The sequence below is a fragment of the Parashewanella sp. 2304DJ23-3 genome, assembly GCF_056591695.1.
The window spans coordinates 208,586-234,045 of the sequence record NZ_JBWQOH010000002.1 but is presented as its reverse complement, the minus strand read 5'-3'; the positions used below and the strand labels follow the sequence as shown (position 1 = coordinate 234,045).

At 39.9% G+C, this 25,460-nt stretch carries 24 protein-coding genes; 11 read left to right on the top strand and 13 right to left on the bottom strand.

Going from position 1 to position 25,460, the window contains the following annotated elements; all coding sequences use genetic code 11:
- From AC1EU2_RS06945 to AC1EU2_RS06920, 6 genes are all read left to right on the top strand, one after another.
- Nucleotides 1-657, top strand: a complete 657-nt coding sequence (locus tag AC1EU2_RS06945) for a riboflavin synthase (protein ID WP_480297355.1) — start codon at nt 1-3, stop codon at nt 655-657.
- A 171-nt stretch (nt 658-828) separates the two neighbouring features.
- Nucleotides 829-1,929 carry a bifunctional 3,4-dihydroxy-2-butanone-4-phosphate synthase/GTP cyclohydrolase II gene (gene ribBA, locus AC1EU2_RS06940; protein ID WP_480297354.1) on the top strand — a complete coding sequence of 367 codons (1,101 nt, stop codon included), beginning with the start codon at nt 829-831 and terminating at the stop codon, nt 1,927-1,929.
- Between the two features lie 151 nt (nt 1,930-2,080).
- Nucleotides 2,081-2,557, top strand: coding sequence for a 6,7-dimethyl-8-ribityllumazine synthase (gene ribH / locus AC1EU2_RS06935; RefSeq protein WP_129946685.1), 477 nt, complete (start codon nt 2,081-2,083; stop codon nt 2,555-2,557).
- Between the two features lie 10 nt (nt 2,558-2,567).
- The gene (gene nusB, locus AC1EU2_RS06930) at nt 2,568-2,978 is read left to right on the top strand and encodes a transcription antitermination factor NusB (RefSeq protein WP_480297353.1); all 411 of its coding nucleotides are present in this window, start codon (nt 2,568-2,570) and stop codon (nt 2,976-2,978) included.
- Between the two features lie 145 nt (nt 2,979-3,123).
- On the top strand, nt 3,124-4,080 hold the full coding sequence (gene thiL / locus AC1EU2_RS06925; RefSeq protein ID WP_480297352.1) for a thiamine-phosphate kinase: 957 nt from the start codon (nt 3,124-3,126) through the stop codon (nt 4,078-4,080).
- A complete protein-coding gene (locus AC1EU2_RS06920) occupies nt 4,080-4,574 on the top strand; it encodes a phosphatidylglycerophosphatase A family protein (RefSeq protein WP_480297634.1) in 495 nt (164 codons plus the stop codon). The genes thiL and AC1EU2_RS06920 overlap by 1 nt, the downstream gene beginning before the upstream one ends.
- An 86-nt stretch (nt 4,575-4,660) precedes the next feature.
- On the opposite strand, the gene AC1EU2_RS06915 is transcribed toward AC1EU2_RS06920, so the two are convergent.
- From AC1EU2_RS06915 to AC1EU2_RS06900, 4 genes are all read right to left on the bottom strand, one after another.
- Nucleotides 4,661-5,059, bottom strand: a complete 399-nt coding sequence (locus tag AC1EU2_RS06915; RefSeq protein WP_480297350.1) for a hypothetical protein — start codon at nt 5,057-5,059, stop codon at nt 4,661-4,663.
- 95 nt (nt 5,060-5,154) lie between these two features.
- Nucleotides 5,155-5,586 carry a hypothetical protein gene (locus AC1EU2_RS06910; protein WP_480297348.1) on the bottom strand — a complete coding sequence of 144 codons (432 nt, stop codon included), beginning with the start codon at nt 5,584-5,586 and terminating at the stop codon, nt 5,155-5,157.
- Nucleotide 5,587: 1 nt separating this feature from the next.
- Nucleotides 5,588-6,796, bottom strand: a complete 1,209-nt coding sequence (locus tag AC1EU2_RS06905; protein ID WP_480297346.1) for an MbnH family di-heme enzyme — start codon at nt 6,794-6,796, stop codon at nt 5,588-5,590.
- Entirely contained in the window at nt 6,793-7,530 is a 738-nt protein-coding gene (locus AC1EU2_RS06900; RefSeq protein WP_480297344.1) for an MbnP family copper-binding protein, read from the bottom strand. Before AC1EU2_RS06900 ends, AC1EU2_RS06905 begins: the two co-directional genes overlap by 4 nt.
- Nucleotides 7,531-7,710: 180 nt before the next feature.
- Between AC1EU2_RS06900 and AC1EU2_RS06895 the strand changes: the two genes are divergently transcribed.
- Nucleotides 7,711-10,425, top strand: coding sequence for a choice-of-anchor B family protein (locus AC1EU2_RS06895; RefSeq protein ID WP_480297343.1), 2,715 nt, complete (start codon nt 7,711-7,713; stop codon nt 10,423-10,425).
- Between the two features lie 37 nt (nt 10,426-10,462).
- Here the strand turns inward: AC1EU2_RS06895 and AC1EU2_RS06890 are convergent, their stop codons facing one another.
- Together AC1EU2_RS06890 and AC1EU2_RS06885 are read right to left on the bottom strand one after the other, a co-directional pair.
- Nucleotides 10,463-11,572 carry an anhydro-N-acetylmuramic acid kinase gene (locus AC1EU2_RS06890; protein WP_480297341.1) on the bottom strand — a complete coding sequence of 370 codons (1,110 nt, stop codon included), beginning with the start codon at nt 11,570-11,572 and terminating at the stop codon, nt 10,463-10,465.
- A 19-nt stretch (nt 11,573-11,591) separates the two neighbouring features.
- Nucleotides 11,592-12,953, bottom strand: a complete 1,362-nt coding sequence (locus AC1EU2_RS06885; RefSeq protein ID WP_480297339.1) for a peptidoglycan DD-metalloendopeptidase family protein — start codon at nt 12,951-12,953, stop codon at nt 11,592-11,594.
- A 140-nt stretch (nt 12,954-13,093) separates the two neighbouring features.
- Between AC1EU2_RS06885 and tyrS the strand changes: the two genes are divergently transcribed.
- Nucleotides 13,094-14,290: a tyrosine--tRNA ligase gene (tyrS, locus tag AC1EU2_RS06880; protein ID WP_480297338.1), complete on the top strand. Its 1,197-nt coding sequence runs from the start codon at nt 13,094-13,096 to the stop codon at nt 14,288-14,290.
- Nucleotides 14,291-14,401: 111 nt separating this feature from the next.
- Here tyrS and AC1EU2_RS06875 read toward each other — a convergent pair whose 3' ends face one another.
- The gene (locus tag AC1EU2_RS06875; RefSeq protein WP_480297337.1) at nt 14,402-15,127 is read right to left on the bottom strand and encodes a YebC/PmpR family DNA-binding transcriptional regulator; all 726 of its coding nucleotides are present in this window, start codon (nt 15,125-15,127) and stop codon (nt 14,402-14,404) included.
- 285 nt (nt 15,128-15,412) lie between these two features.
- Between AC1EU2_RS06875 and AC1EU2_RS06870 the strand changes: the two genes are divergently transcribed.
- On the top strand, nt 15,413-15,655 hold the full coding sequence (locus tag AC1EU2_RS06870; RefSeq protein ID WP_480297335.1) for a TIGR02922 family protein: 243 nt from the start codon (nt 15,413-15,415) through the stop codon (nt 15,653-15,655).
- A gap of 43 nt (nt 15,656-15,698) precedes the next feature.
- On the opposite strand, the gene AC1EU2_RS06865 is transcribed toward AC1EU2_RS06870, so the two are convergent.
- The 5 genes from AC1EU2_RS06865 to AC1EU2_RS06845 form a co-directional block, all read right to left on the bottom strand.
- Nucleotides 15,699-18,107, bottom strand: coding sequence for a Lon protease family protein (locus AC1EU2_RS06865; RefSeq protein WP_480297334.1), 2,409 nt, complete (start codon nt 18,105-18,107; stop codon nt 15,699-15,701).
- Nucleotides 18,108-18,339: 232 nt separating this feature from the next.
- Nucleotides 18,340-19,770, bottom strand: a complete 1,431-nt coding sequence (gene phrB / locus AC1EU2_RS06860) for a deoxyribodipyrimidine photo-lyase (RefSeq protein ID WP_480297333.1) — start codon at nt 19,768-19,770, stop codon at nt 18,340-18,342.
- Entirely contained in the window at nt 19,760-20,713 is a 954-nt protein-coding gene (locus tag AC1EU2_RS06855) for a YbgA family protein (protein ID WP_480297332.1), read from the bottom strand. Before AC1EU2_RS06855 ends, phrB begins: the two co-directional genes overlap by 11 nt.
- A gap of 484 nt (nt 20,714-21,197) precedes the next feature.
- Complete coding sequence (locus AC1EU2_RS06850) at nt 21,198-22,316, bottom strand: WD40/YVTN/BNR-like repeat-containing protein (protein WP_480297331.1); 1,119 nt, start codon at nt 22,314-22,316, stop codon at nt 21,198-21,200.
- A gap of 486 nt (nt 22,317-22,802) precedes the next feature.
- Entirely contained in the window at nt 22,803-23,726 is a 924-nt protein-coding gene (locus AC1EU2_RS06845) for a polyprenyl-phosphate transporter (protein WP_480297330.1), read from the bottom strand.
- A gap of 116 nt (nt 23,727-23,842) precedes the next feature.
- Between AC1EU2_RS06845 and AC1EU2_RS06840 the strand changes: the two genes are divergently transcribed.
- Together AC1EU2_RS06840 and AC1EU2_RS06835 are read left to right on the top strand one after the other, a co-directional pair.
- Complete coding sequence (locus AC1EU2_RS06840) at nt 23,843-24,340, top strand: hotdog fold domain-containing protein (protein ID WP_480297632.1); 498 nt, start codon at nt 23,843-23,845, stop codon at nt 24,338-24,340.
- Between the two features lie 84 nt (nt 24,341-24,424).
- Nucleotides 24,425-24,772 carry a DUF805 domain-containing protein gene (locus AC1EU2_RS06835; protein WP_480297329.1) on the top strand — a complete coding sequence of 116 codons (348 nt, stop codon included), beginning with the start codon at nt 24,425-24,427 and terminating at the stop codon, nt 24,770-24,772.
- A gap of 79 nt (nt 24,773-24,851) precedes the next feature.
- On the opposite strand, the gene AC1EU2_RS06830 is transcribed toward AC1EU2_RS06835, so the two are convergent.
- Nucleotides 24,852-25,460 (bottom strand): short chain dehydrogenase, encoded by a 609-nt coding sequence (locus tag AC1EU2_RS06830; RefSeq protein ID WP_480297327.1) that lies wholly within the window; start codon nt 25,458-25,460, stop codon nt 24,852-24,854.

The window sequence follows — 25,460 nt, the reverse complement described above, 5'->3', positions numbered from 1 at the left end:
ATGTTTACTGGAATTGTTGAAGCTGTAGGTCACATTGGCAAAATTGAGCGCCAAAGTGATGATATTCGTTTAACCATTAACAGCGAAAAGCTGGATCTTACTGATGTTCGACTCGGTGATAGTATTGCAACCAATGGCGTTTGTTTAACGGTTGTTAAAATTAATGCCGATGGTTATGTTGCAGATGTTTCTGCTGAGACGGTTGCATTGACAGGTTTTGCCACGTATCAAGTTGGTCAAAAAGTTAATTTAGAGAAAGCCGTTACGCCGACGACTCGTCTCGGCGGACATATGGTGTCAGGTCATGTTGACGGTATTGCGACCATTTATCAACGTGAGTTAAGAGGCAAAGCGATTGAGTTTTGGTTAGAATCACCAGCAGAATTAAGCCGATATATTGCTCATAAAGGTTCTATCACTATCGATGGTGTGAGTTTGACGGTCAATGAGGTTGATGGTCACCGTTTCCGCTTAACCATCGTGCCGCACACTGCAGATGAAACCACGTTAATCAGCTTACAAGCTGGCGATAAAGTGAATATTGAGGTGGATTTGATTGCTCGTTATTTAGAGCGATTAATGCAAGCTAAAACTGAACCACAGCAAAGTGGCGGCGTAACCCTAGAAACTTTGGCGAAAGCCGGTTTCATGCGCTAATAAAATATTAAGTGAATAACCGTCACTCCCGTTTGTTGTAGGAGAGAATGGTAGTAACGACAATTTTGTTTGTCGATAATCCAGTACTTTTGTGTTGAACAAAAGTTATTAGACTCCCGCTTACGTAGGAGTGACGATAAGAATTTAAGCAGTAAATAAGAAGGTCTGAAAATGGCGTTACACAGCATAGAAGAAATCATCGAAGATATTCGTCTAGGTAAAATGGTTATCTTGATGGATGATGAAGACAGAGAAAATGAAGGTGACCTGATTATGGCTGCCGAGCTGGTGACTCCGGAAGCCATTAACTTTATGGCGACACATGGTCGAGGTTTAATTTGTCAAACCATGACTCGTGAGCGTTGTGAGCAATTGAACTTGCCTTTAATGGTCAGTAATAACAATGCGCAGTTCACGACGAACTTTACTGTATCGATTGAAGCGGCAGAAGGTGTGACTACAGGTATTTCTGCGCATGATCGTGCGGTAACCGTGCAAGCGGCTGTTAAAAAAGATGCCAAGGCAGCAGATTTAGTTCAGCCTGGTCATATCTTCCCGTTGATGGCACAAGAAGGCGGTGTATTAGTTCGTGCAGGGCATACTGAAGCAGGCTGTGATTTAGCACGTCTAGCAGGTCTAGAGCCATCTGGCGTAATTGTTGAAATTCTAAACGAAGATGGCACCATGGCGCGTCGCCCTGATTTAGAAGTTTTCTCAGAAAAGCATGACGTTAAAATTGGCACCATTGCAGATCTCATTGAGTACCGTAATACCAAAGAAACGACAGTAGTGCGTGAGTCAGAATGTAAACTACCTACTCGTTTTGGTGATTTCCAAATGATTACCTTCCGTGACACCATTGATAATCAAGTGCATTTTGCATTAGTTAAAGGTGAAATTACAGAAGATGTACTTGTACGCGTTCATCTTCAAAATGTGATTAATGACTCTCTATTCTCTGAGCGAAACCAGCAGCGCAGCTGGCCATTGGATCTTGCTATGGAGCGTATTGCGGATGAAGGTGGGGTGCTTGTACTATTAAGTAGCCATGAAACTGCTGACGAACTATTAGCAAAAGTCAGAGCATTCGCCGCTGAAGACGAAGGTCAACCTGCTGCTGCAAAATGGCAGGGCACATCTCGTCGTGTTGGTGTAGGCTCACAAATTTTAGCTCAGTTAGGCGTGACTAAAATGCGTTTATTGAGCTCTCCAAAACGTTATCACTCTTTGTCAGGATTTGGTCTTGAAGTGACGGATTACATTTCTGAGTAAAGATTTTTAGGATGTTTCTCTTGTTAATAAACGAAGAGAGACAGAGCACAAATTATTAATTAAATTGCCGAAGACTGGCTGAATAATTATGGTATCATTGCGCCAAATTTTCAGCCCTGTCGTGGCACAACGTAACTTCGTAGGTAAAAACATGAACGTAGTTCAAGGTAATATCGAAGCCAAAAACGCTAAAGTGGCTATCGTTGTTTCTCGTTTTAACAGTTTCTTAGTGGAAAGCTTGTTAGAAGGAGCTATCGATACGTTAAAGCGCTTTGGTAATGTCAGTGAAGACAATATCACAGTTGTACGTGTCCCCGGCGCATTTGAGTTGCCATTAGCTGCACGTCGTGTAGCTGCAAGTGGTAAATTCGACGGTATCATCGCACTAGGTGCAGTGATCCGTGGTGGCACACCACACTTTGATTTCGTTGCCGGTGAATGCAACAAAGGATTAGCTCAAGTAATGTTAGAGTTTGATACGCCAGTTTCGTTTGGTGTATTAACAACAGATACTATCGAGCAAGCAATTGAACGCTCAGGAACTAAAGCGGGTAACAAAGGTGGTGAGGCTGCTTTAGGAATGCTGGAAATGGTTAACGTCTTAGACGAACTTGAGCAACAGTTGTAAAGGACAAAGCATGAAGCCTTCAGAGCGCCGCAAAGCACGCCGTCTTGCGGTACAAGCCATCTATTCTTGGCAAATAAGTGGCAATAACACTGCCGATGTAGAACACGAGTTCTTAACCGAGCAAGAAGTTAAAGGTGTTGATATCGCTTATTTCAGAGAGTTATTCTCTGGCGTAGCGACTCGTGCATCACAATTAGATGAAGCCTATGCTCCGTTTTTAGACCGTAAAGTTGAAGATGTATCTCCGGTCGAAAAAGCGATTGTACGTTTGGGTTCATTTGAATTGACCTATCGTAAAGATGTTCCATTTAAGGTTGCAATTAACGAAGCAATCGAATTGGCGAAAGCCTTTGGAGCAGACGATAGTCATAAATTTGTGAATGGTGTGTTAGATAAACTGGCCGCCAGTCAGAAAAAATGAATAGAAAAAACGGTATCTTAGGATACCGTTTTTTTATGCAAGAATATTGTATACAGAAAACTTATAAGCTATTTGCTAGCGATAACGAGATTCTTGTCTATATTTTGATTTTTAAAATTATTCTCTGGATGTAATGGATTTTTAAGTGAAAGAGTTTCAAATAATCGAAAAATATTTTTCTGAGCTTGGGCCAAAGCGCAAGGATGTAGAGCTTGGAATTGGGGATGACTGCGCACTCGTTAACCCTGTAGATATTAAAGCCATAGCGATCTCCTGTGACACTTTAGTGGAAGGTACTCACTTTCTGCCACAGATGCCAGTTGAAGATCTAGGTTATAAAGCGCTAGCGGTAAACTTGTCTGATCTCGCAGCAATGGGCGCAGAACCAGCATGGATGACGCTGGCATTGACTTTACCAGAAGTAGATGAGCAGTGGCTTGAAGCCTTTACCAAAGGCTTATACGAAATTGCTGAGTATTACAGTATTGCTTTGATTGGCGGAGATACAACGAAAGGCCATAGAAGCCTTACTATCACAGTGAATGGTCAGGTGCCGCCTAAACTGGCATTACGCCGAAGTGGGGCACAAAATGGTGACTGGATTTACGTAACAGGTACTTTAGGTGACTCAGCGTTAGGTTTGGATGTTCTGCTGGATAAACGAGATGTTCCACAAGAGCATAAAGACTATTTGGTCAAGCGCCATTATCGTCCTACACCAAGAGTTTTTGCTGGACAATCGATTAGAGGTTTAGCGACCAGTGCAATCGACTTGTCTGACGGTTTAGTGTCAGATATTAATCATGTGCTTAAAGCATCTGGCGTTGGAGCAAATATTGCTGTGAATGCGTTACCGTTATCTGATGAATTGATTGGTTCTGTGGGTAAAGAGCATGCCATTGAATATGCATTAGCTGGTGGTGAAGATTACGAGTTACTGTTTACCGTGCCTGACGATAATACAGGTGCTCTAGATACGGCTTTGAAGCAAACTGGTGTGAGTTATACCAAGATTGGTCAAATTACTGCAGATGGTAAGTTGACATTAAGGCAGGGAAAGCAAGAATACATACATCATAAACAAGGGTTTAAACATTTTTGATGTTATTTATCTCTCAAGATCCAAACCTTAAAAAGCTTTCTTTATCCAATCCAGTGCATTTTCTGGCACTGGGTTTTGGCAGTGGGCTAGCAGCTAAAGCTCCTGGTACATTCGGAACCGTGGCAGCATTGCCAGTATTTTGGTTAGCCAGCCAGTTATCACTAACTGGATACCTAATCTTTACGCTTATCGCTTGTGTTATTGGTATTTATATTTGTGATAAAGCGTCGAAAGACATGGGCGTTCATGATCATGGTGCTATTGTTTGGGATGAGGTTGCAGGTTTACTGATTACTTTGATCGCCGTTCCTGCTGGATTACTTTGGGTATTACTGGGGTTTGTTTTATTTCGCTTCTTCGACATAGTAAAACCTTGGCCAATCAAGTGGCTAGATACAAAAGTATCAGGTGGTTTTGGTATTATGATTGATGATGTCGTAGCGGGGATTTTCTCATTTATCTGCCTTCAAGCAGTGTACTACTTGACGCTTTAAGCTGGGAAACGGATTGATTTTAGTGTTCTGATTCAGAACGAATAAAAACGAGAGCAATGGCTCTCGTTTTTTGTCACTGTAATTCTCTATTTCGATTCAATCGGTTCAAAACTCGGTTTACTTTTATAAAAATAAAGCACATTCACCACCCAAATGATCGGGCTTAAACTGCAAATTGTTCCAATAAACCAAGCCGTTTTATTTCTTTGTAATATTAAAAATGAGCAAGCGAATAAGACAACATTCACTACTAACATAAATATTGCTCTCTCTAGACCTTGATTCATGCTTTCGGCGATGGTGATTTCTCTAGCTTCTAACGCCAAGAAGAAGACTGACTGAAGGCGGATACTGAAAGCAAACCAAGGTAACCAGATTTGTGAGTATTGATTAGTTTGCTGCTCTTGTTCGAGTTTGTCTAGGTAATTACAAGTAAAGAAATAAGCGAAAAAAAAGCAGGCGATTGAGATATATGCGTGAACCATTTTTGACTCCATCCTTGAGATATCAAAACATTACTTATCTCAAAATAGTGTAGTCTGCATGTCATTAGCCTGCCACTCGTATGGTGTTGAAAGTGCTATCTCATAATGTTCATATTAGTATTAACAGTAAACCAATTTATCACCTTTTTACTGAAAGAAAACCAAAGTTGCAGCACGCAAAAAGCACTTGCGATAGATATCGCTAAAACATCGTAATCTGAATTAAATGCGATAGAAGCTGGTAGTTTTAGCAATTGGCTAATGGATTCGCTATCTTGGCTTAAAATAAAAGGAAATAGAGATAACGTAATACCTTGTAGGATAGCAAAAGCACGCAGCATATTAAGCGCTGCTCTTTGCTTGCCAATTATAGCAATAGCTAAAATGATCAGCAGTACGCCAGCAATGACGCCTATTTTTAAGATGAACAGGCTAATAGCAGTAAGAATGTAAATAGAAATTAAAAATAGTAATCGTTTAGGCATGTTAGTTTTATCATCAGAAATATTGCTGCCGATGCTATCCATTTTAATCTTTAGATTCAACCGTTCTGTGGCGTCTTTGCTCTTTCCATGGGTCACTGTGTTCAGGCATCGTAATAAACGTTTCATCGGTTAAGGTTTTTAAAAAAGTGATCAGTTGTTGTTTTTCTTCATCGGTTATTTCAAAGCCTTTTACAAATTGGCTTTTTAATGGGTTTTTTCGTCCGTCACCTTGATGAAGACCTTTAGTCACATTTCTTCCACCTGCCGCATAAATATCAATCACTTCTTCTAGCGTAGGCACACTGCCATCATGCATATAAGGAGCTGTAAGTTCGATGTTTCTCAGTGTCGGTGCACGGAAGCGACCATCATCAAGAAAGTTGCCAGTGATACCGGCAAGGCCAATGTCTTTTTCTGGATAACCCAGGCTAACCTCTCCTTGGTCGAGCTTGGTTAATGTTAACTTCTTACGTTCAGTGAAATACAGCCCTGTATTATGAAATGGTCTTCGATCTAAAGGCTGTTTTTCATGGCTGGTAGATTGAGTGAAGTTAAATCCGCCATGACAATGATGACATTCTAATTTTTCTGAAAAGAATAGATTCATGCCAGCCAAAGCATCTGCTGATATAGCATCGTCAATCCCTTGATAAGCATATTCATCAAAAGGTGTGTTTAATGAGATTAAGCTACGAGTGAAGCTTGAAAGGGCTTGAACAATCTTATTAAAATCAGGCTTTGGCTCGCCGAACGCTTTTTTGAATAGTTTCGGATAAGGAGCTCGTCCAAATCGATGAAGTATTTTCGTCTCATTTCCTGTTGCGCCTAGCTCTAAAGGACGCTCACCAAAAATAGGAAGCAGTAACTGCCTTTCTAATTCAGTCAAACCGTCATGGGCCCAAGTGAGTGTTTTGTTATAAGCAATGTTAACCAAAGCGGGCGAATTTCTATGATGTGCTTCGCCAGTACTACCGATGGAAACTTTTAAAGGCTCAGCAAAAGCGTATTTTTGTATATGGCAACTTGAGCAGCTTTGTGACTGATTGCTTGAAAGTGCTTTGTCATAAAAAATGTAACGGCCAAGCTCTATTTTAGCTTGCGTCATAGGATTATTTTCAGGAACAAAGGGTTTTGGAAAGCCTGCCGGTACATCCCATGAATATTCTTGCTCTTGAGTACGTTCTTGCTGCTTGAAGCACGACGTAAGTAATATTGATGACGAGAGAATAATAAAACATTTGATGAACTTCATTTCTGCTCCCCCCGCCAAATTGAATTCGTTCCAAGCGTTTTAAATAACATCTGACAAACGCTGTTTTGAGGTTCGGACATGCAGGATTGAGAGTGAAATTCTTGTTTGCTCAACACTGCATCGAGAAGCGGCTTTAAATCCAGAATCAGTGTATGACTTGATAAATCGACGTCATGAGTAAAACGGTTGGGTTGCTTACACCCTTGTGAAGGGCTTCTCATAACACTTGCAGACTTACAGCCTGTGGAGCCTAAATGAAAATGCCAACCTGTTTGAGGGCTCACTGGGTTATTGTTTTTCAGATCTAATCGAAGAAATTTATGCCCTAGCTGCCAATTCCAAAACATATCGCTTTGATTCAACGGGCTGTCTTGAGTCAGCGGGTTTTTATGGTTATCGGTAAAAGGTACGCCCAAGTCGAAGCTTAATTTTCCAACACTCATTTTGTTAGAAAACAAGAGCGTTAAATTATCTGGTGACTCACTATTGCAGAGCTTATTCAACAAAGCTGTTGTTGAATTTTGATTTTTCGTCTTTTTGAGGTTTAAGGGTTCACCATTAACACTAAAGTTCGATAGAAAAAACTGAAGCTGTTCAAGTTGAAAATCAGAGTTTTTGGCTATTGGCACATCGCATTCAAGTTTCGTTGAACCGTATTTTAGAATGATGTTAACTTGTTGATGCTGTTCAGAACTTCCACAGCTAGATATGAGTATAGCTGTTCCAACTAACAAACATTTTTTTACCTTGTGTTTTATTGAAACAGTGTTTCTAACTAAAAATGAAAATAGCAGCATTGTTATTATTTTGTTTGTTATTTGTTATATTGCCGATTCTACAAATAAAAAATAAGAAATGCACGGGCCTAAATGTCGTGGGGAGTAATTTAAGTTCGGAGCAGCTAGGAGCTACAAATGAAATTACGGAATGCAGTTATATTTTCTATTGCTGCAACGGCAACAATAGCGCCTCTCGATAGAGTTTTGGCTCATGCAGAGCATGATAAAGCTCGATTTGTGTCCACGTCGGGCAAAGATATTGGACGTTGTGATAACCCTCTAAGACCTTGTGAAACCATAGCGTATGCGGTTAAGCATGCCAATAAAGGCGATAGAGTATTAGTGTCAGGTGGGCAGTACGACTTTAATAACTCAGAGGATGTCTTTCTTTTGACTAGCGAGCTTGTCCCTGTTTTAGGTGGGTACAATAAGTTCGATCACTTTTTAGCACAAGCACCGCAGCATAACCCAACTTTACTGACTGGCATACCGCAAGCATTCGTTTCAGATTTAGAGTCAAAGGGATTTAAAATTCTCAATGATGGTATTGCTCAATATGGAATTGAGTTATCTCAAAAACTTGAACAAAATAAAGCACTAGAGCAAAGCCAGCCAGCAACGGAATGTACTAACGGTAAAGCAGGTAACTTCAGCTGCAATAATATTGATTTAGTCGCTCATATGGCATTGGGAGACTTTTCAACATCACCTGGTTCAGGTAATGATATTTGGGGGCATGTAGATCTCAATTCTGGTACTGAATATGCCATTATGGGGTTCAATAATGGTACGTCTGTCATCAATCTGTCTGATCCTGAAAATCCAACCGAGGTAGGCTTTATTGGTGGAACAAGAACGACGTGGCGAGACATTAAAGTCTATCAATGGTTTGATTCCGAAGCGTTACGTTGGAGTGCGCACGCATATGTCACCTCAGAGGGCACTGATAGTGTTCAAATCATTGACTTAAGTAATTTACCTGATGATATTTCTAAAATTGCTACAGATAGTGCAAGTAAGAGTGCGCATAATGTTTATATTAGCAACGTGGATTACACAACCAACTCAGCACTAACCGGGTTAACCCCGTCGCTGCATTTGGTTGGTCAAAATATTGGTGGCGGTGCATTTCGCAGTTATCACTTAACAAATCCTGCAGCCCTAGGGGCTGAGTTTAATCATACTGGGTCTACACGTTCTGATTATGCTCATGATGCATCATCTATGGTTGTAACTGACAGTAGGGCACAGAGTAGCTGCCAAACGTCAATTTGTACCGTGTTACTTGATTTTAATGAAGATGAAATGCGCTTATGGAATATCTCTGAACAAGCTTCTCCCGATGAATTGTCTAATACGACTTATCCCAATGCGGAGTACGTGCACTCGGGTTGGTGGAGTGAAGATAAGCGATACGTATTTGTCCATGATGAGCTTGATGAACAACGTCATGGTTTAAATACGACATTACGAGTGTTTAATGTCGATAACTTACAAGCTCCACAGCTGGTTAAAACATGGTCTGGGCCAACGAAAGCTATTGATCATAATGGCTTTGTTCGTGGCAATCGATATTACATGTCAAATTACCAACGTGGGGTTACGATTTTAGACATTAGCGATCCTTCTTCACCTTCTGAAATGGGATATTTCGATACGTTTCCAGCCTCTGATGGCAATGCATTTAACGGAGTATGGGGCGTCTATCCTTATCTACCATCAGGGCTAATTTTAGCCAGTGATATCAATAGTGGTTTATACATTCTTCGTGATAAAACTCATCGTCAAGCTCAAGGAACAGTTTCATTTGTTGCAGCTGAAAGCCGAGGGAATCCAGGAGATACAATCTCTATTTCTGTTCAGCGTCCACAAGGTTCAGGGGAAGTCAGCGTTGCGTATGAAGTGGTAGACGGGAATACTGAATTTGGTATTGATTACCAGCTAATTTCTGGTCGTCTGACGTGGGCATCTAATGATAATACACCTAAAACGATAGAATTAGTTACGTTAAATGCTAATAAGGATATAGAACGCCAAGCATTTGTGAAACTGCATGACCCAAGAGGAGGGGCTTCAATAGTCTCACCAACTTATCATGTCGTGAAGTTTGGTGAAAATGCACCAAGACCAGGTACGCTGGCTTTCGAGCAAACTTCAGTAACTTTTGCAGAGAATGCGCAGAATGCCTCAGTAAATGTTTTACGCTCAGGTGGAACATCCGGAACAGTCAAAGTGAATTACCAAATTGCTAGTGGAACGGCTGAAGTCGGGGATGATGTAGAAGATACTTCCGGTGAATTGGTATGGCAAGATGGTGACTCAGACTCTAAATCAATTTCAGTTAAGTTAATTGATGATAGTGAAGTTGAAGAAAGTGAGACCTTCACGATTCAATTGACGAGCGTAGACGGTAGTGTTCTAGGTGTAAAAGAGTTAGTTGTAACAATTTCTGATAACGATAGCGTGAATAATGCTCCAGTCGTTTCTGCCGGTGATAACCGTGATGTTAATGCTTCAGAGACGGTAACATTAACGGCCACAGCGACGGATGCAGATGGTGATAGTATTTCTTATCAATGGAAGCAAATAAGCGGTACCAGTGTAACTCTGAACAATGCGAGTACTCAGGAAGCGCAATTTGTGGCACCAAATCAAAATAGTGTACTTGTGTTTTCTGTTATGGCTACCGATGCAAAGGGTGAAAGCAGTGAAGCCGAGGTTTCAATCAATGTAGTTGTTCAGCAAGTGCCGGAAGGTGATGATTTTGGAAAGTCTGGTAGTTCTGGAGGAGGAAGCTTGAGTTTTATCAGTTTAGTATTACTTCTTTTGATTCGAAGAAAGCGAATTTAAAATGATATAGGGCAGTATTTACTGCCCTATAGATAAATTATTTTGCAGGGAATCGAGCACCTAAAATGGCTTCTCGACTAGCTCCTGTTACTTCAGGTAGGTTTGCCGATAAATGATGTTCAAAGCGATAGGCAAGCCAAGCAAAAGCAATCGCTTCAACCCATTGTGGGTCAACACCTAATAAACTCGTAGTCTCAACGGTATAAGTTGGGAGTAATGTCTTCAGACGCTTCATCAATTCTGTATTTTTAGCACCGCCACCACAGACAAAAAGTTCTCCAGATTGAGAAAGTTTCAAAATGTCATTAGCAATACTGTGGCAAGTTAAATCAAGCAATGTCGATTGAATATCTGCAACAGACAAGTGTGAATATTCACTGATTTGTTGTTCTAACCAGTTTTGACTGAATAATTCTTTACCAGTGCTTTTAGGGTAAGGTTGAGCAAAATAAGTATGTGACAGTAAGTGCTTCAATAACTTTTCATTAGTCGAGCCCGATGCAGCAAGTTGGCCATCATTGTCATAAGGTTCTTCTCGTGACTGTTGAATCCAAGCATCTACAAGCGCATTTCCTGGGCCGGTATCGAAGCCTAAAACTGGCTGATCATCTTGCGGTAAATAAGTGATGTTGGCGATACCACCGATGTTCAAGATGACTCGATCTGCAGTTGCTTTACTGAATACTTGTTGGTGAAAGGCTGGTACAAGAGGAGCGCCTTGACCGCCAAGAGCAACGTCTTTACGACGAAAGTCAGCGATAACATCAATACCAGTTTCAACGGCGATGGTGTTCGGATCACCTATTTGAGTCGTAAAAGCAACTTCAAGGTTAGGCATGTGACGCACAGTTTGGCCGTGGCTGCCAATTGCAACGATATCTGATGTTGCAACGCCTGCTTTTTCTAAAAGCCCATTTACTGACTTTGCAAAGGCTTTCCCAACTTGACGATCGAAACGTCCGAGTCGATTAATTTCATCATTACTTGGCTGACTGAGTCGTTGAAGCCCTTTAAAAAGGTGAGAAGGGATCTCTTCAGTGTAAGTTTCAATTAATTGTGGTTTTTCAGAGGAAAAATCAACAAGCACAGAGTCGATACCATCCATGCTTGTTCCTGACATTACGCCGATATAATAATTCTTGGACATAATTGTTAAATTACTGCCTTTAAATTGTGCCTGCTAAGTGTAGTTGTTTTTTATGCTCTAGTTCGGCCATGATGTTTGAACTATGCGCTAAAAACACTTGTTTTTCTTTCTTAGCAATAGGGTTAGATTTTGGCAGCTTAACAGTCCTAGGGTTTCTGTGCACTCCATTTACAATGAACTCATAATGAAGATGCGGCCCTGTAACTCGACCAGTACTGCCCAATGTTCCAATAATTTGACCCTGTTTAACAGATTGCCCTTTTCTTACTTTGCGTTTTTTAAGATGTAAATACTTCGTCGTATAAGTATCATTATGTTTGATGAATACGTAATGACCATTGTATTTATTGTAACTTGAGGCAATGACTTTACCACGGCCAGCAGATTTAATTGGGGTGCCGACCTTTGCAACATAGTCCACGCCACGATGCGGTTTCACTCGACCCGTAACAGGGTGCAAACGTCGAGGGTTAAAGTTAGAACTCACACGGTTAAAGTCTACTGGAGAGCGCAAGAAGGCTTTACGCATACTGCGGCCTTCATCTGAGTAATACTCACCGTCTGAGTGACGAATTGCAGTATAACGATCGCCTTGGTTTGTGAATTCTGCCGCAAGGATATTACCGTTTTCTAAAAATTCGCCGTCAGTATATTTTTGTTCGAAAATGAGTGCGAAATTATCACCTTCACGAATATCAAGTGCGAAATCGACATCCCAACCAAATAACGTGGCTAGCTGCATAATTTGATTAGCGGTTAAACCTGCATCTACGCCAGCATTCCAAAAGTTACTGGTAATTGTGGCGGTGGTGAAGCTTTTACGAACATTAACCTGTTTCTTATGAACTCGTTCTTTATACTCATCACCATTATGAGATATTTCAAGTGATGTAATTGGGTCCATTTGATAAGTGAGATTGATGAAGTCGCCTTGTGAATCCTTGGTAAGTCCAATGGTTTCGCCAGGAATTAACTTTAACAAATTCTTCTTTGCGAGCGGTAGCCTTGATACTTCATAAACATCACGTGAGGTTAAGCCTGCACGATGAAACAGTTTTGCAAGCGTGTCGCCAGAACGAACCTTAAAGGTTTCTATATTCTCAACTTCTTGTTTTTTCTCAGGCTTAGGCGCAGTGACGCTTTCAATATCTTTGGTTATTGAGGATTGAGCATGTAATGATTGAGGCGGCTCTGGCGTGCGAAACGCCAAAGGTACCGTATAGCGTTTATTCGGTTGGTACTGATTTTCCACAGTCTGTCTAGACGCTTGCGCATCTTCAGAAGGTAACATCACAATAATAAGAGAGACTACAGTCAATACACTTAGAATAATTTTGTGAGTTTTTGGTAATAATTTAAATAATGTGACAACTCTTAACATCGACCCTGATACCAAATTGCAATATCTCTATTACAACCCAGTTTACACGCTTTCAATTGTTCTGGCTAACAAGTAACATTACAACCTTCAAATTTTGAGATTTAGGCACAGTTCCTAATTATAACGAGGTCGCATAGGCAATGGCTGATTTAGATAAAGCTTTAGCTGAAATAAAACGTGGTACAGATGAGATATTGCTAGAAGCTGATTTAATTGAAAAATTAAAATTAGGACGTCCACTTAAAATAAAATTAGGGGCAGATCCTACCGCACCTGATATTCACTTAGGTCATACGGTAATTTTAAATAAGCTGCGTGCATTTCAAGAGCTTGGTCATGAAGTGATCTTCTTAATCGGTGACTTCACAGGTATGGTTGGTGATCCAACGGGGAAAAATAGTACTCGTCCACCATTAACCAAAGACGATGTCATGCGTAATGCTGAGACCTATAAAGAACAAGTTTTCAAAATTTTAGATCCAGCCCGAACTCGTATCGAATTTAATTCTAGTTGGTTAGAACCACTTGGTGCGGCCGGCATGATTAAGTTAGCGTCAAATCAGACCGTGGCGCGTATGCTAGAACGTGATGACTTTAAAAAGCGTTACGGCTCTGGTCAGCCTATTGCCATTCATGAGTTTATGTACCCACTATTGCAAGGTTGGGACTCTGTTGCATTGGAAGCAGATGTTGAGCTTGGTGGTACGGATCAGAAATTCAACCTATTAATGGGTCGTGAGTTACAAAAGTCTGAAGGTCAAATGCCTCAGACTGTAATTATGATGCCGCTGCTTGAAGGTTTGGATGGTGTTAAAAAAATGTCTAAATCAGCTAATAACTATATTGGTATTAGCGAGCCTGCGGGTGAGATGTTCGGCAAGATCATGTCGATTTCTGATGATTTAATGTGGCGCTATTTCGAACTATTATCTTTCCGTCCATTAGAAGAAATCGAAGCATTCGAGCAACAAGTTGCTGAAGGCGCAAACCCTAGAGATATCAAAATTGCCTTGGCAAAAGAGATTATTGCTCGCTTCCATGATGAAGCTGCAGCTGAAGCTGCTCATCAAGAGTTTATCAATCGCTTCCAAAAAGGGGCAATTCCTGATGATGTACCAGAAATGGATATCGATGCAGGTGAGGGTATTGGTTTAGCTAATTTGTTAAAAGAAGCAGGCCTAGTTGCATCAACATCTGAAGCCATGCGAATGGTCAAACAGGGTGCAGCAAAATTGGACGGTGAAAAACTGACAGATGCTAAACAAACATTTGAAGCAGGTACTGTTGGTGTTTTCCAAGTAGGTAAGCGTAAATTTGCTAAAGTAACACTCAAGTAAATCTTTCCTATAAATACAAATGGCGCTCAATCATGAGCGCCATTTTTGTATCTTTATTAAAACAACATTGAGTGCTATCGAGCTATGCTTTCGCAGAGCTGAGACTCAATATTAGTCATTAATTTCCGCATTATGATAGACGTTTTGTACGTCGTCACAATCTTCAAGTGCAGCAACCAATTTATCAAATTGCTCTACTTCTTCTGCATCTGCAATCTCTGTCATGGTCTGTGGTAACCAAGAGATATGATCAACTTTAAAGTCAATATCAGGGTATGCGTCTGTTAATGCCGTTCGAGTATTGTTGAATTCAGTATGTGGCGCATAAACACTGATTAATCCATCTTCTAACTCAACATCGGTAACATCAACATCAGCCATCATCAATGTTTCTAATACTGCATCTTCATCGTCACCTTCAAATACAAACGCTGCAGCATGATCAAACATGTGTGCACAAGTACCAGGGCCACCAAGTTTGGCGTCATTTTTAACGAATGCTTGGCGAACTTCGGTGTAAGTACGTTTTACGTTATCAGTTAAGCAGTCAACAATAAGCATGCAATTGTTTGGACCAAAGCCTTCGTAGCGAGCGACTTCATAGTCTTCACCACCGCCACCCTTGGCTTTATCAAGTGCTTTATCAATTACGTGAGCTGGAACTTGGTCTTTTTTTGCTTTTGCAATCAAGTGACGCAGGGCTAAGTTGCCATCAGGTTCTACACCACCATTTTTTGCACAAACGTAGATTTCTTTACCGTAACGAGAATAAATCCGAGTTTTCATACCAGCTGTTTTAGCCATTGACTCTTTACGGTTTTGATACGCTCTTCCCATCTTAATCTCTAATCTTGTGACAAAAATTCTGATTGATTTTAACAGGATTAGATTAAAACCCAAGAGCCTGTTTAAATTGATATTAGGGTATTTGAAGTATTTCCCATCTTTGCTTCTTGAGAATGGGTGCTTGTCATTTTACAAGTCGTGCTTATATGTGTATGAATTTAGCTATTTGATTGAGTTTTAATTTACAAAAGTAAAACAATTTAATTACAACTGCTCAAATTTTTCAGAGTGAGCTATAACTATTTATGAAGGTTCATAATTTATCGAGAAACTTAGATGAAATCTCAAGTAGCTACTGCAATAAGTACTAAAACAGTGACAGTACTTTTTTATGATGCACCAGTAGGTCTATTAATGCGAAGTGAAGTACTTCGTGATTTATCTGTTGGTCGTAATGGTCGTGTAATCATCCCTCCCTGCTTTAGACAACATAAGTCAATCGTTGCTATTTTAGAGGGAGACTGCAAAGTCTTGAATGCACTGGGTGATAGAGCAGTAGAGACTGCAGCGAATGAATAATTAAACGAAATTACTCATTCACTACACGTTTCAATTGAAGCGACTACTGAACGTCTTTCTCGTGTTCTTTTCTGAGTTTTTCTAACTTAACTCTGGCTGATTCGTAAATTGAACCTCGAGTGAATTTATCATTTTTAAAGGTTCCGGCTTTCTTTTCTGATAACAATTCTATGGCATCTGAGACATGAGCAATCGCCCAGATATGAAACTTCCCTTGTTTTACATCTTCAACAATGTCTTTTCTTAACATTAGGTTGCAGACATTGCTGTTCGGGATAATCACACCTTGAGATTCTGTTTGCCCTTTTATTTTACAGATATCATAAAAACCTTCGATTTTTTCATTAACGCCACCGATTGGCTGGGCAACACCAAATTGATCCATTGAGCCAGTAATCCCAATATCTTGCTTGAGTGGAATTTCACTGATAGCGGATAACACTGCACAATACTCAGCCATTGAAGCACTATCACCATCAACACCTGAATACGATTGTTCGAATGTAATATAAGTTGTAAGCGGTATCTCCGCTGACTTACCTAATACAGAAGCCAGATATGAAGTGAGTATGAGTACTCCTTTAGAGTGGATTTGCCCACCAAGCTGTACTTTATGCTCAACATCTAACACTTCACCTTGTCCGAAAGCGGTATTGGCTGTGATGCGACTCGGCAAACCAAAACGATAATCTGCAGTGGAAACGACAGTCAGTGCATTGACTTGTCCAACTTTTGCTCCTGAAACATCGATGATGGTTTTGCCAAACTGAAAATCTTCTTTCATCAAATCCTGCAATTTAGAGACTCGATGAATTTGGTTGCTAAGCGCTTGTTCAACATGCTCTGCACGAATCGATTTTGCTTGATCTTGTTGGGCCACGAAGTTTGTTTCACGCAATAGATTGGCGACATCTGCGGAGTAAAGTGAGAGTTTATTTTGATCATCGGCTTGCCGAGAACTGTATTCAACAATGCGTTCAACAGCAGATATGTCACATTCGAGCATATTTTTTTCGCTGACAATACAAGAAATAAAACGAGCATACTGCTCTTCACTTTCAGAAGTTCTAGGCATGCTGGTTTCAAAGTCAGCCGTTACTCTAAATAGCTCACTAAAATCAGGATCATAATGTTGTAATAATTGATAAGTTTGATGATCGCCAAACATAACGATTTTTACATCAAGTGGAATAGGCTCAGGCTCTAGTGATATCACACCTGACAGCGAAACCTCACGTTCTAATGAACTCAGATCCAACTGTCGTGAACGTAGGGCTCTTTTTAACCCGTCCCACACATAAGGTCGCTCCAGTACCTTCGTCGCATCAATAAGTAATACACCGCCATTAGCTTTGTGGAGGTTACCTGCTCGGATAAGAGAGAAGTCAGTAAACACCGTACCTTTAAACGTTGCATTTTCGATGTAGCCGAACAAGCTGTGGTAGCTTGGGCTCTCTTCTACGCGAATTGGAAAGTGATCATCAGATTGTGGAACGAGCACATTGACTAAATATCGTCTTGGTAGTTTTTTGTCTAATGTGGCATAAGCAAGACCGAGTTGTTCTTCTGTTTGCTCTAAAAAGATATCAACGTTGGTGATCATATCTTTTTGCATCGCTTTTAAATGCTCTACGACTTCGTGGTCTTTTTTATACTTTCTCGTCAAAGGCTTTATAAAATGACCAATAACATCTTTCGCTGTTTTTTCCGTGTGCTGTTGTAATTTGTCGTTGTATTCTTCTTCCCACTTTGTGAAGGTTCGTACGACTTTTCTAAGATCTGACTCTAAGCCTCGGATCACTTTTTCAATTGCAATTCGCTCTTCGTCTTGCAAAGCGTCATAGGACTCTTCCGTATGCTGCTCTTCACCATTCATTGCGATGAGTTGATAATCACCCTGGGTAGTAACAGCTAATTGTACATGTTGCTCTTTGGCCTTTGCGGAAATATCGGCGAGTTCGGCTTCTTGTTTTTCTGCCAATTGCTTTTTTAATTGCTCAGTGCGACTGTAGTAAATTTCATTTTCAAACGTTAGTGGGAGTGATTTAACCAGTTTGACGACCAGCTTTTCGATATCCTGGCTAAATGGCTCTCCTTTACCGCACTCAAGCTTAAGAACTTTTGGTCGACGAGGGTTTTCAAAGTTGCTGACATAACACCAGTCATACAGTTCTGATTGCGTTTCCAACCTTTTTAGATAACGCAGCATCATAGTACGCTTACCTAGGCCATTTTGGCCAATCGCATATATGTTGTAGCCTTTTTCTTTAATGCCCATGGCAAACTCAACCGCTTTTTGAGCACGAGCTTGTCCAACAATTTCAGTGATCGGTTGTAAGTCAGCAGTGGTTTTACAATTTTTTAATGAGTCAGAAAGCGAACAAGAACGGTAGATATCACTTTCGGTTAATTTAGTCGTTTTTTTACTTAATGATGCATCTGAGGCGGTCATAATCCTTCCTGAAATATTGACGAAAAATGAATGATGTCGTCGAGTTCGCCATTCCTTTTAGCGCGGGGCATTGACTTGAGGCCGTTCCCACTAAACTTCTTTCTTCGTGCCTCGATTTTGCCAATTTTAGGCAGTAACAAATCGAAATGACTAATTGGGAACGACCTCCAATGATGAATTTAATTAAAGAGTTCCTAAATATTTTTATACCATAGAGTTTAGTAATCTCCCATTACTTTTGAGAGATTACTTTCATGGCTTCGAGAGCTCTACTTCTTGCTCGTTTGTGTTCGACAATGGCGACACTGTAATTGCTTGAGATAGCATGGCTTTTTGGTTCTTGAACGACTAAGTTAGCTTGATGAAGAGCTTTAGCTGAAACTGACGATAATTCGGGAACAAAGTGGTAGATGAATGCACCTTGATTATCAAACTTTTTACTTTGTTCCATTGGATTAAAAATTCGAAAGTAAGGTTGTGCATCACACCCTGTGCCAGCAGACCATTGCCAGCCACCATTGTTTGCGGCCAGATCACCGTCGATTAAATTTTGTTTGAAATAGCGCTCACCCCAACGCCAATCTATCAGCAAATGTTTACTCAAAAATGACGCTGTAACCATTCTCATCCGATTATGCATCCAGCCTGTTTGATTTAACTGACGCATGGCGGCATCAACAACTGGGTAGCCTGTATTACCTTCACACCAAGCTTTAAATTCGTCTTGGTCATTTCGCCATTGAATCGCATCAGCATTACTCTTGAAGTTTTGGTTTTTACAAAGCTTAGGAAAAGCAACAATAAGGTGGCGATAAAATTCCCGCCAAATTAATTCGCTTAGCCAAGTTTCTGCAGGTGTTGTGGCCTCAACTAATGCTTGCGGGAAATAATGCAAAATAGCATAAAGACATTGTTTAGGGCTAAGCACACCTATTGCCAAATAAGGCGAAAGTTGGCTGGTGCCTTTTAATGAAGGAAAATCTCTTTGCTGTTCGTAATTCGTTAGCTGGGTTTCACAAAAACGCTTCAAGAGACCGAGTGCTGGTTTTTCTCCTGCTGGCCAATCCGAACTGTTTACTTTAGGAGCATTGATTTTAATTTTTTCTGGAACAATCTCTTTTTGACTTAATTTAACAAGTTCAGCTTTTTGAAGGCGGTGTTGACTAACCACTTCACGCCATTTTTTTTTGAATGGCGTAAACACCTTGAACATTTGCCCTTGTTGATTGAGAACTGAGCCCGGAGCCAAAATACAATGCTCATCGGTAAACTTTATAGGAAGTCCATGAGATATTAATTGGGCATCACGGTGTGTTTCGTTCCATTCAGGCTCTTTACCTGCGAAAATTTGTACCACATTAGTTGTTTTACAAAACTCAGTTAAAAATTTAATTTGGTCCTGAAATGTCGGAGTTTGAAAGTGTTTTAGTTGAACGCCGAGTTGAGCTAACTCAACAGAAAGGCCGTTTAAATTTCTCTCTATGAAGTCAATCTGAATAGGCGCAACATCATGACTTTGCCATTGCTCTGGTGATGACAGGTATAGAGCAATAAGTCGACATCGCCTTTCGGCGGCAAACCGAAAAGCGCTTGCAACACTTTCATTCTCTCTAATTCTAAGATCTTGGCGGAACCAAATGACAACGGTGTTGTTAGAATCCATATCTTAACTTCAGCTCTTGCGGGTGAGGATTCAAATAAACCTGATCTTGGATGTACTCTTTCGGATGTTCCCGCAAGTAATGATTGATCAATGTTATTGGAACCAAAAGTGGCGTAAGCCCTTGGTTAAAATTTAGAATACTTTCAGTCAACTCGGCTTTTTGTTCTTTGTTGAGTTCGTTTTTAAAATAACCCTGAATATGCTGGAGTGTATTGGTATGAGAACGTTTTGTTGCCGAGCATTTTAGCGCAATCATAAACCCCTCAAAATACTCATTTGCTCTGGCTTCCAAGTCTGTTAAATCAGCAAGAATAGGCCCTAACTTTCGGTACCATTCAGTGCTGTGAGCCATGAGCAAATATTTATAACGTGAGTGAAATCGAATTAACTCATGCCTTGTTAACCCTGCTTGTTTCATGCTCATCCAGTCATGGTACGCATAGACTCGTGTAAAAAAGTTCTCTTTGAGGTTGGGATCGTGTAATCGACCTTCTTCTTCAACAGGTAACAGTGGATAACGTTCCATTAGCGCTTTAGCGAAAATGCCAACACCAGATTTTGTTGCGTTATTGGTGCCAATGTTATATTCGAGCACTCTTTCCATGCCGCATGTTGGCGATTTTGCACAAAAAATGTAGCCGCCAAGGCTGTTAAGTTGCTCAACTTTTGTTTCACTGAATTGAACGAGATCTTGAGTAACTTCAAAGCTTTCGTCAGAAGCCATTACTCTGACTTCATCACCGTCTTTGACTAAACGAATGGTTTTTCTTGGTGTGCCAAGTCCTATTGCCATTTCAGGGCATATTGGTACAAACTTAAAAAGTTGGCTGAGATCTCGGGAGCAGTACTTTGAATTTTTGTGTCCACCATCGTAGCGAACTTCTTCGCCGAGTAAACAAGAACTAATCCCAATTTGAATTTTGTCTTTCGTAAAAGGCATCATGCCATTAAGTCCTCTGTAGGGTCTTTATTAATACTACGATAAAAAGGTGAACTTGGATTAGTTAAGGGCGATTTTTTTAACCATTATTTTATGTAACGACAAAGTGTTTCAGCTAATCATTTAGATTTAGTGTCGTTGATTTCTATGTATGAGGAAGGACAGGGCCAGATGCAGTTAATATGGATTGGTAAATCATGAGTAACTCATCTATTACCATCTTTCATCGTATAGTCTTATACGAATATTAAATCTGACTGATTTGAGCGTGTAAATAATGACACGCTCAGGTACTAGAGGCCGTTCCCAATTAGTCATTTCGATTTTAGGCGTAACCCGAAGGGCTGTGTATATTTTTCGTTTCTTCTGTGTTGCCGAATGCTTATGTAGAACAACTACACTTCACATTCGTCGCCTTGAATAAACAAAAAATCTACAACAGCAAATCGAAATCGTTAATTGGAAACGGCCTCTAGCTCACTAATAATTAGTTAAATGTAGCGGTATAGTTGGTGACTGTTGGCTCTAATTCACCAGTTTTTTGGATAAAATGTGAAAGAATCATTTGATTAGATTCTGTATCTACAGCTTGAGAAATCCATGATGACATTAGTCCGTCATCAATTTTATTATCACTGACAAAGTTTACGTCATGTACCGAAGGTGATAGTACATCTCCGCTTAACGCTTTAAACTTTTTTAAGCTATCAATAAACAATAGGTTTTTACCATGATTAACGATCCAAATTGGAGATGAAAAATGGACGTTATCATAGTTATATATTTCCCAATGGAGCCCTTTATCAGGACTGTACCACATGCGTGAGCTATTTGGTGAGTCAGTATCAGCGTCAAGATCCACTGCGTAGACCATATTATTATTCGGGTTAAAGCTGATGGTTAGACTATCATATTTTGGCGTAATTTTAGGGTCCATAAATATTGCTGATTGCCAGCTTAAACCGTGATCTGTTGAGCGTTGAATTTTACCACCGGATGAAGCAGCAAGAATTACACTTCCATCTTTTGAACTTGTAATGTTCCAATAGCCCTCACCATTATTCAATGTGCTTGGTTTGCAAGTCTGTCCTTGATCAGTAGAGACATACATTCGATCTGAACCACCGTGAGTATGCTCTAAAAACATTAAGCTTGATTGCCCTGGAACAAAAGTGATATTGCCCCAGCTCAATTCTTTATTAACATCCATATTGCAAGTAGAGTTTGTGTAAGGAGTCCAAGAAACACCTGCATCTGCGCTTTTAAATAATTGGTTATTAATGAGAGCGACTGCAACATCGGGGCTGTCTTTTTGTTGTTCAAATAAAATTTGATCCCAGCCTGTCTTTTGAGAACTAATAACTTCTTTCCAAGAGTTACCGTTATCAGTGGACTGCCAGACACCTTGTCTGGGGTTATTGGTTTTATCTGAATCGTAAGCAAGAAGTACATTGGATTTTGAACGTGCAAATAGCATGGCTGTTGATACTTTTGTACTAATTTTCAGAGGCGTTAAGTTGATGGATAATTCAGGTGTTGAGGCTGCTGAAGCATTATTCATTATGATTAATGAGATAAATACAGCGAGTGCAATTTTGCTTTTCATAATGGTTACCTTACAAGACAAGAACAAATAGAGAATAGCGTTGAAAGCCATTCTCTGTGAATTATGCAAGATAGAGGGATTTTGTTTTTACATACTTTAACGTAGTTCTATTTAGTGCACCTAGTAATAGATAATTAAATGAACAAAAGTTAATCGGGAAATCTTAGAGGTGATTTCATCCAGCTACGATTTACTTATTCAGGATTAAATTTTGCGCTATTTTAGCGTTTACCTGTTCAAGGCGTGAGCAGTGAAGCTTAGTCATCTAAGTGAGCTGGTCACAACACAAAACAGTGAACGCTAAAAAGCATCGAAAAAAGAGAAAGCGAAAATTGGTCGCTCTTTCAAAATAAAAAGTACTGCGTTATCGCTTGTTTATTTGGAAACGAAGTAACGACAGTTTTATATGTCGGTAATAACCAAATCGCACAAGCGCTGCCTTGCATAAAATAACCAATTTATCGCTGCAAAAATAATCACGAAAGATCAACAGACTCTAGAATTAGACGCAAATTTTTCTAATCCCCATACTAAAGCTATTGCCGCAAGCATACAGATAATTGCAAGCCAAAGTTGATGAGGTTGACCCGTAATTTGTTCGTAAGCAAAAGGCGATAACGGTTTTTCAAGTAATGGAATTTTTTCGCCGTGTGAGTTAGTTCGCCATGTTTCAGCTATTTTCCAAGGCCAAATTTTTCCGAGCGTTCCAAGCATTAGCCCCGTTAAAAAAGTAAGCGTTTCGTTATGCCATTTTTTTAACAGCGCACTGAGTAAACGACTAAAGGTTAACAATCCCGTTAGTGCACCAGCCGCAAAAATAGCGAGTATACTAATATCAAAGCCTTTCGCTGCACCAAGCACAGTAGAGTAAAGACCTAATAAAAGTAAAAGAAAACTACCGGAAATTCCCGGAAGTACCATAGCGCAAATAGCTATCGCACCACCGATGAACAAAGATAAAGTATTAACTTCAGTATGAGCAGGAGAAAGCTGAGTTATTGCGTAAGCTACAAACATGCCTACTAAGAAAGTTAACCCTCTTATAACATTAAAACCTTTAACCTGCTTAAGTATGTGAACGACTGAAATTAAAATTAAGCCAAAGAAAAAAGACCAAATAGGAACAGGGTGAGTAACGAGTAACCACGAGATCAGTTTTGCTAACGAAAATATGCTGGTTAATATACCGGCGAATAAGCTGATTAAGAAGCCACCATTAATGTGATTAAACGCAGCTTTAAACCCTTTTTCTTTAATCATCTTAAATAATGAAGGTTTAATTCTATTAATGCTTTCAAGCAAGGTATCTAAAATACCTGTGATAAAGGCTATTGTTCCACCAGAGACGCCAGGAACAACATCAGCTGCTCCCATAGCAATTCCCTTTAAATATGTTTTAAATAAACTCACATGGATTTCCATAAAATATTTTCAGATGAGTATATCGAAAAAAAGTTCCAAAGTGCTTTGAATATTTCCATTGTTCAAAAATACTGCTAGTCTCATCTGACCAGTATATGGATATGATGATAAGAGACGTTAAGCCAATGAATCAACGTGAAAACTATGCCCTTAAAATGTTCAATAAACTCAAGAAGTATCCATTAGGAAAGTGGCTGTTCTCAGTTTATATAAGTTTTAAAGCACCTTACTTCGGCACTATTCGGCCATTGATTCGAGTATTACGTAAAGATTATTGTGAGTGCTTCTTAAGAAAACGTTGGCGTGTGCAAAACCACATTGGCACTGTTCATGTTATTGCTATTTGTAATGGACTAGAGATGGCAATGGGGGTACTTGCAGAGGCATCGATTCCAAAAAATTTAAGATGGATCCCAAAAGGCATGACGCTCGACTATACCGCTAAAGCAGGCAGTAATATTCGCTGCGTGGCAGAGGTAAAGCAACCATGGCAGCCCGGTGACTTGATGGTTGAAGTCACTGCGTATGATAAAAATGACGTTGTTGTGGTAAAAGGCCAGATAAAACTCTGGATTTCTGAGAAGAAAAATAAACAAAATTAAACCGCTTTAGGTAAAAACTTGATATAAATAGAGATTGATTGTTGATGTATGTCAGTACTTTATAAATTTGATGTTGGAGTAGTAATGAAGCACTTTATTGGCGGAATAAAAAAGTATGCTGATTTCACGGGAAGAGCCAGACGTGAAGAGTTTTGGATGTATACCCTTGTTTATTTTTTATTAAACATAGTTATTGGTACGTATGAGTACATGTCAGGCTCAAGTTGGTTAGGTTTTGTTTTTGCTATTTTTATGTTTTTACCAAGTATCGCAATGGGTGCGAGAAGGTTGCATGATACGGGAAGAACGGGCTGGTGGCAGTTAATTGGTATTATTCCTTTGATTGGTTTGATTGTGCTGATCATTTTCTATTGCCAAGACAGTCATGACGATAATGATTACGGCCCTAATCCAAAAGCTTTAGGTGAGTAGTCGCTAAACAGTATTGAAAGCCCGTATTCATAATTTGAATACGGGTAAAATGAATTTTAAGAAAATTGTTATCAGATACCTATGCGCCGTTAAAGGCTTTAATAACTTGTCCATTTTCTACACCCAGTATTGATCTTTTGTAGTACTCTGCGACACACTTCCCGTCGATGGGAATGAAACCAGGAAAGAAGTCTTCATACTTATCAAGGGATTCTGTCAGCATTGTTGGGCTAACAATGTTTATTCGTTGTTTATTTGGTAGTTCCAATGAGGCCGCTTGAACAAAATGTTCTAATGCGCCATTAACCGTGGCTGCAGCAAGGCCATATGCGATGGGGCGTTCAGAAATGATCCCGCTTGTAAGTGTTATGCTGCCATTGTTCTTAAGATAGTTGCTACCGACTTGTGCAACATTTATCTGACCCAATAATTTATTTTTGAAGCCTAATTCCCAATCGTCGTCAGTTAATGCATCAAATGTTTTAAATGCGACCTTACCTGTTGCTGAGACGATAGCATCTACCATTCCTATTTTTTCGAATACTTCACTAATCGCTGCTTTGGAACTAATGTCTACTTTATAGTCCCCGCTCGAATTACCGATTTTTATAACTTCATGTTGTTTTGAAAGTAGTGTCGTAACTGCTTGACCAATTGTTCCTGTTGCACCAAATATCACAATTTTCAT

Coding starts and splice junctions, on each gene's coding strand:
- ribH (WP_129946685.1), top strand. CDS start 2,081: ATGAACGTAGTTCAAGGTAATATCGAAGCCAAAAACGCTAAAGTGGCT.
- AC1EU2_RS06945 (WP_480297355.1), top strand. CDS start 1: ATGTTTACTGGAATTGTTGAAGCTGTAGGTCACATTGGCAAAATTGAG.
- AC1EU2_RS06905 (WP_480297346.1), bottom strand. CDS start 6,796: ATGAAGTTCATCAAATGTTTTATTATTCTCTCGTCATCAATATTACTT.
- AC1EU2_RS06875 (WP_480297337.1), bottom strand. CDS start 15,127: ATGGGAAGAGCGTATCAAAACCGTAAAGAGTCAATGGCTAAAACAGCT.
- nusB (WP_480297353.1), top strand. CDS start 2,568: ATGAAGCCTTCAGAGCGCCGCAAAGCACGCCGTCTTGCGGTACAAGCC.
- AC1EU2_RS06850 (WP_480297331.1), bottom strand. CDS start 22,316: ATGAAAAGCAAAATTGCACTCGCTGTATTTATCTCATTAATCATAATG.
- AC1EU2_RS06840 (WP_480297632.1), top strand. CDS start 23,843: ATGATAAGAGACGTTAAGCCAATGAATCAACGTGAAAACTATGCCCTT.
- AC1EU2_RS06830 (WP_480297327.1), bottom strand. CDS start 25,460: ATGAAAATTGTGATATTTGGTGCAACAGGAACAATTGGTCAAGCAGTT.
- AC1EU2_RS06890 (WP_480297341.1), bottom strand. CDS start 11,572: ATGTCCAAGAATTATTATATCGGCGTAATGTCAGGAACAAGCATGGAT.
- AC1EU2_RS06895 (WP_480297343.1), top strand. CDS start 7,711: ATGAAATTACGGAATGCAGTTATATTTTCTATTGCTGCAACGGCAACA.
- AC1EU2_RS06910 (WP_480297348.1), bottom strand. CDS start 5,586: ATGGATAGCATCGGCAGCAATATTTCTGATGATAAAACTAACATGCCT.
- tyrS (WP_480297338.1), top strand. CDS start 13,094: ATGGCTGATTTAGATAAAGCTTTAGCTGAAATAAAACGTGGTACAGAT.
- phrB (WP_480297333.1), bottom strand. CDS start 19,770: ATGGATTCTAACAACACCGTTGTCATTTGGTTCCGCCAAGATCTTAGA.
- AC1EU2_RS06865 (WP_480297334.1), bottom strand. CDS start 18,107: ATGACCGCCTCAGATGCATCATTAAGTAAAAAAACGACTAAATTAACC.
- AC1EU2_RS06885 (WP_480297339.1), bottom strand. CDS start 12,953: ATGTTAAGAGTTGTCACATTATTTAAATTATTACCAAAAACTCACAAA.
- AC1EU2_RS06870 (WP_480297335.1), top strand. CDS start 15,413: ATGAAATCTCAAGTAGCTACTGCAATAAGTACTAAAACAGTGACAGTA.
- AC1EU2_RS06920 (WP_480297634.1), top strand. CDS start 4,080: ATGTTATTTATCTCTCAAGATCCAAACCTTAAAAAGCTTTCTTTATCC.
- ribBA (WP_480297354.1), top strand. CDS start 829: ATGGCGTTACACAGCATAGAAGAAATCATCGAAGATATTCGTCTAGGT.
- AC1EU2_RS06915 (WP_480297350.1), bottom strand. CDS start 5,059: ATGGTTCACGCATATATCTCAATCGCCTGCTTTTTTTTCGCTTATTTC.
- AC1EU2_RS06855 (WP_480297332.1), bottom strand. CDS start 20,713: ATGATGCCTTTTACGAAAGACAAAATTCAAATTGGGATTAGTTCTTGT.
- AC1EU2_RS06835 (WP_480297329.1), top strand. CDS start 24,425: ATGAAGCACTTTATTGGCGGAATAAAAAAGTATGCTGATTTCACGGGA.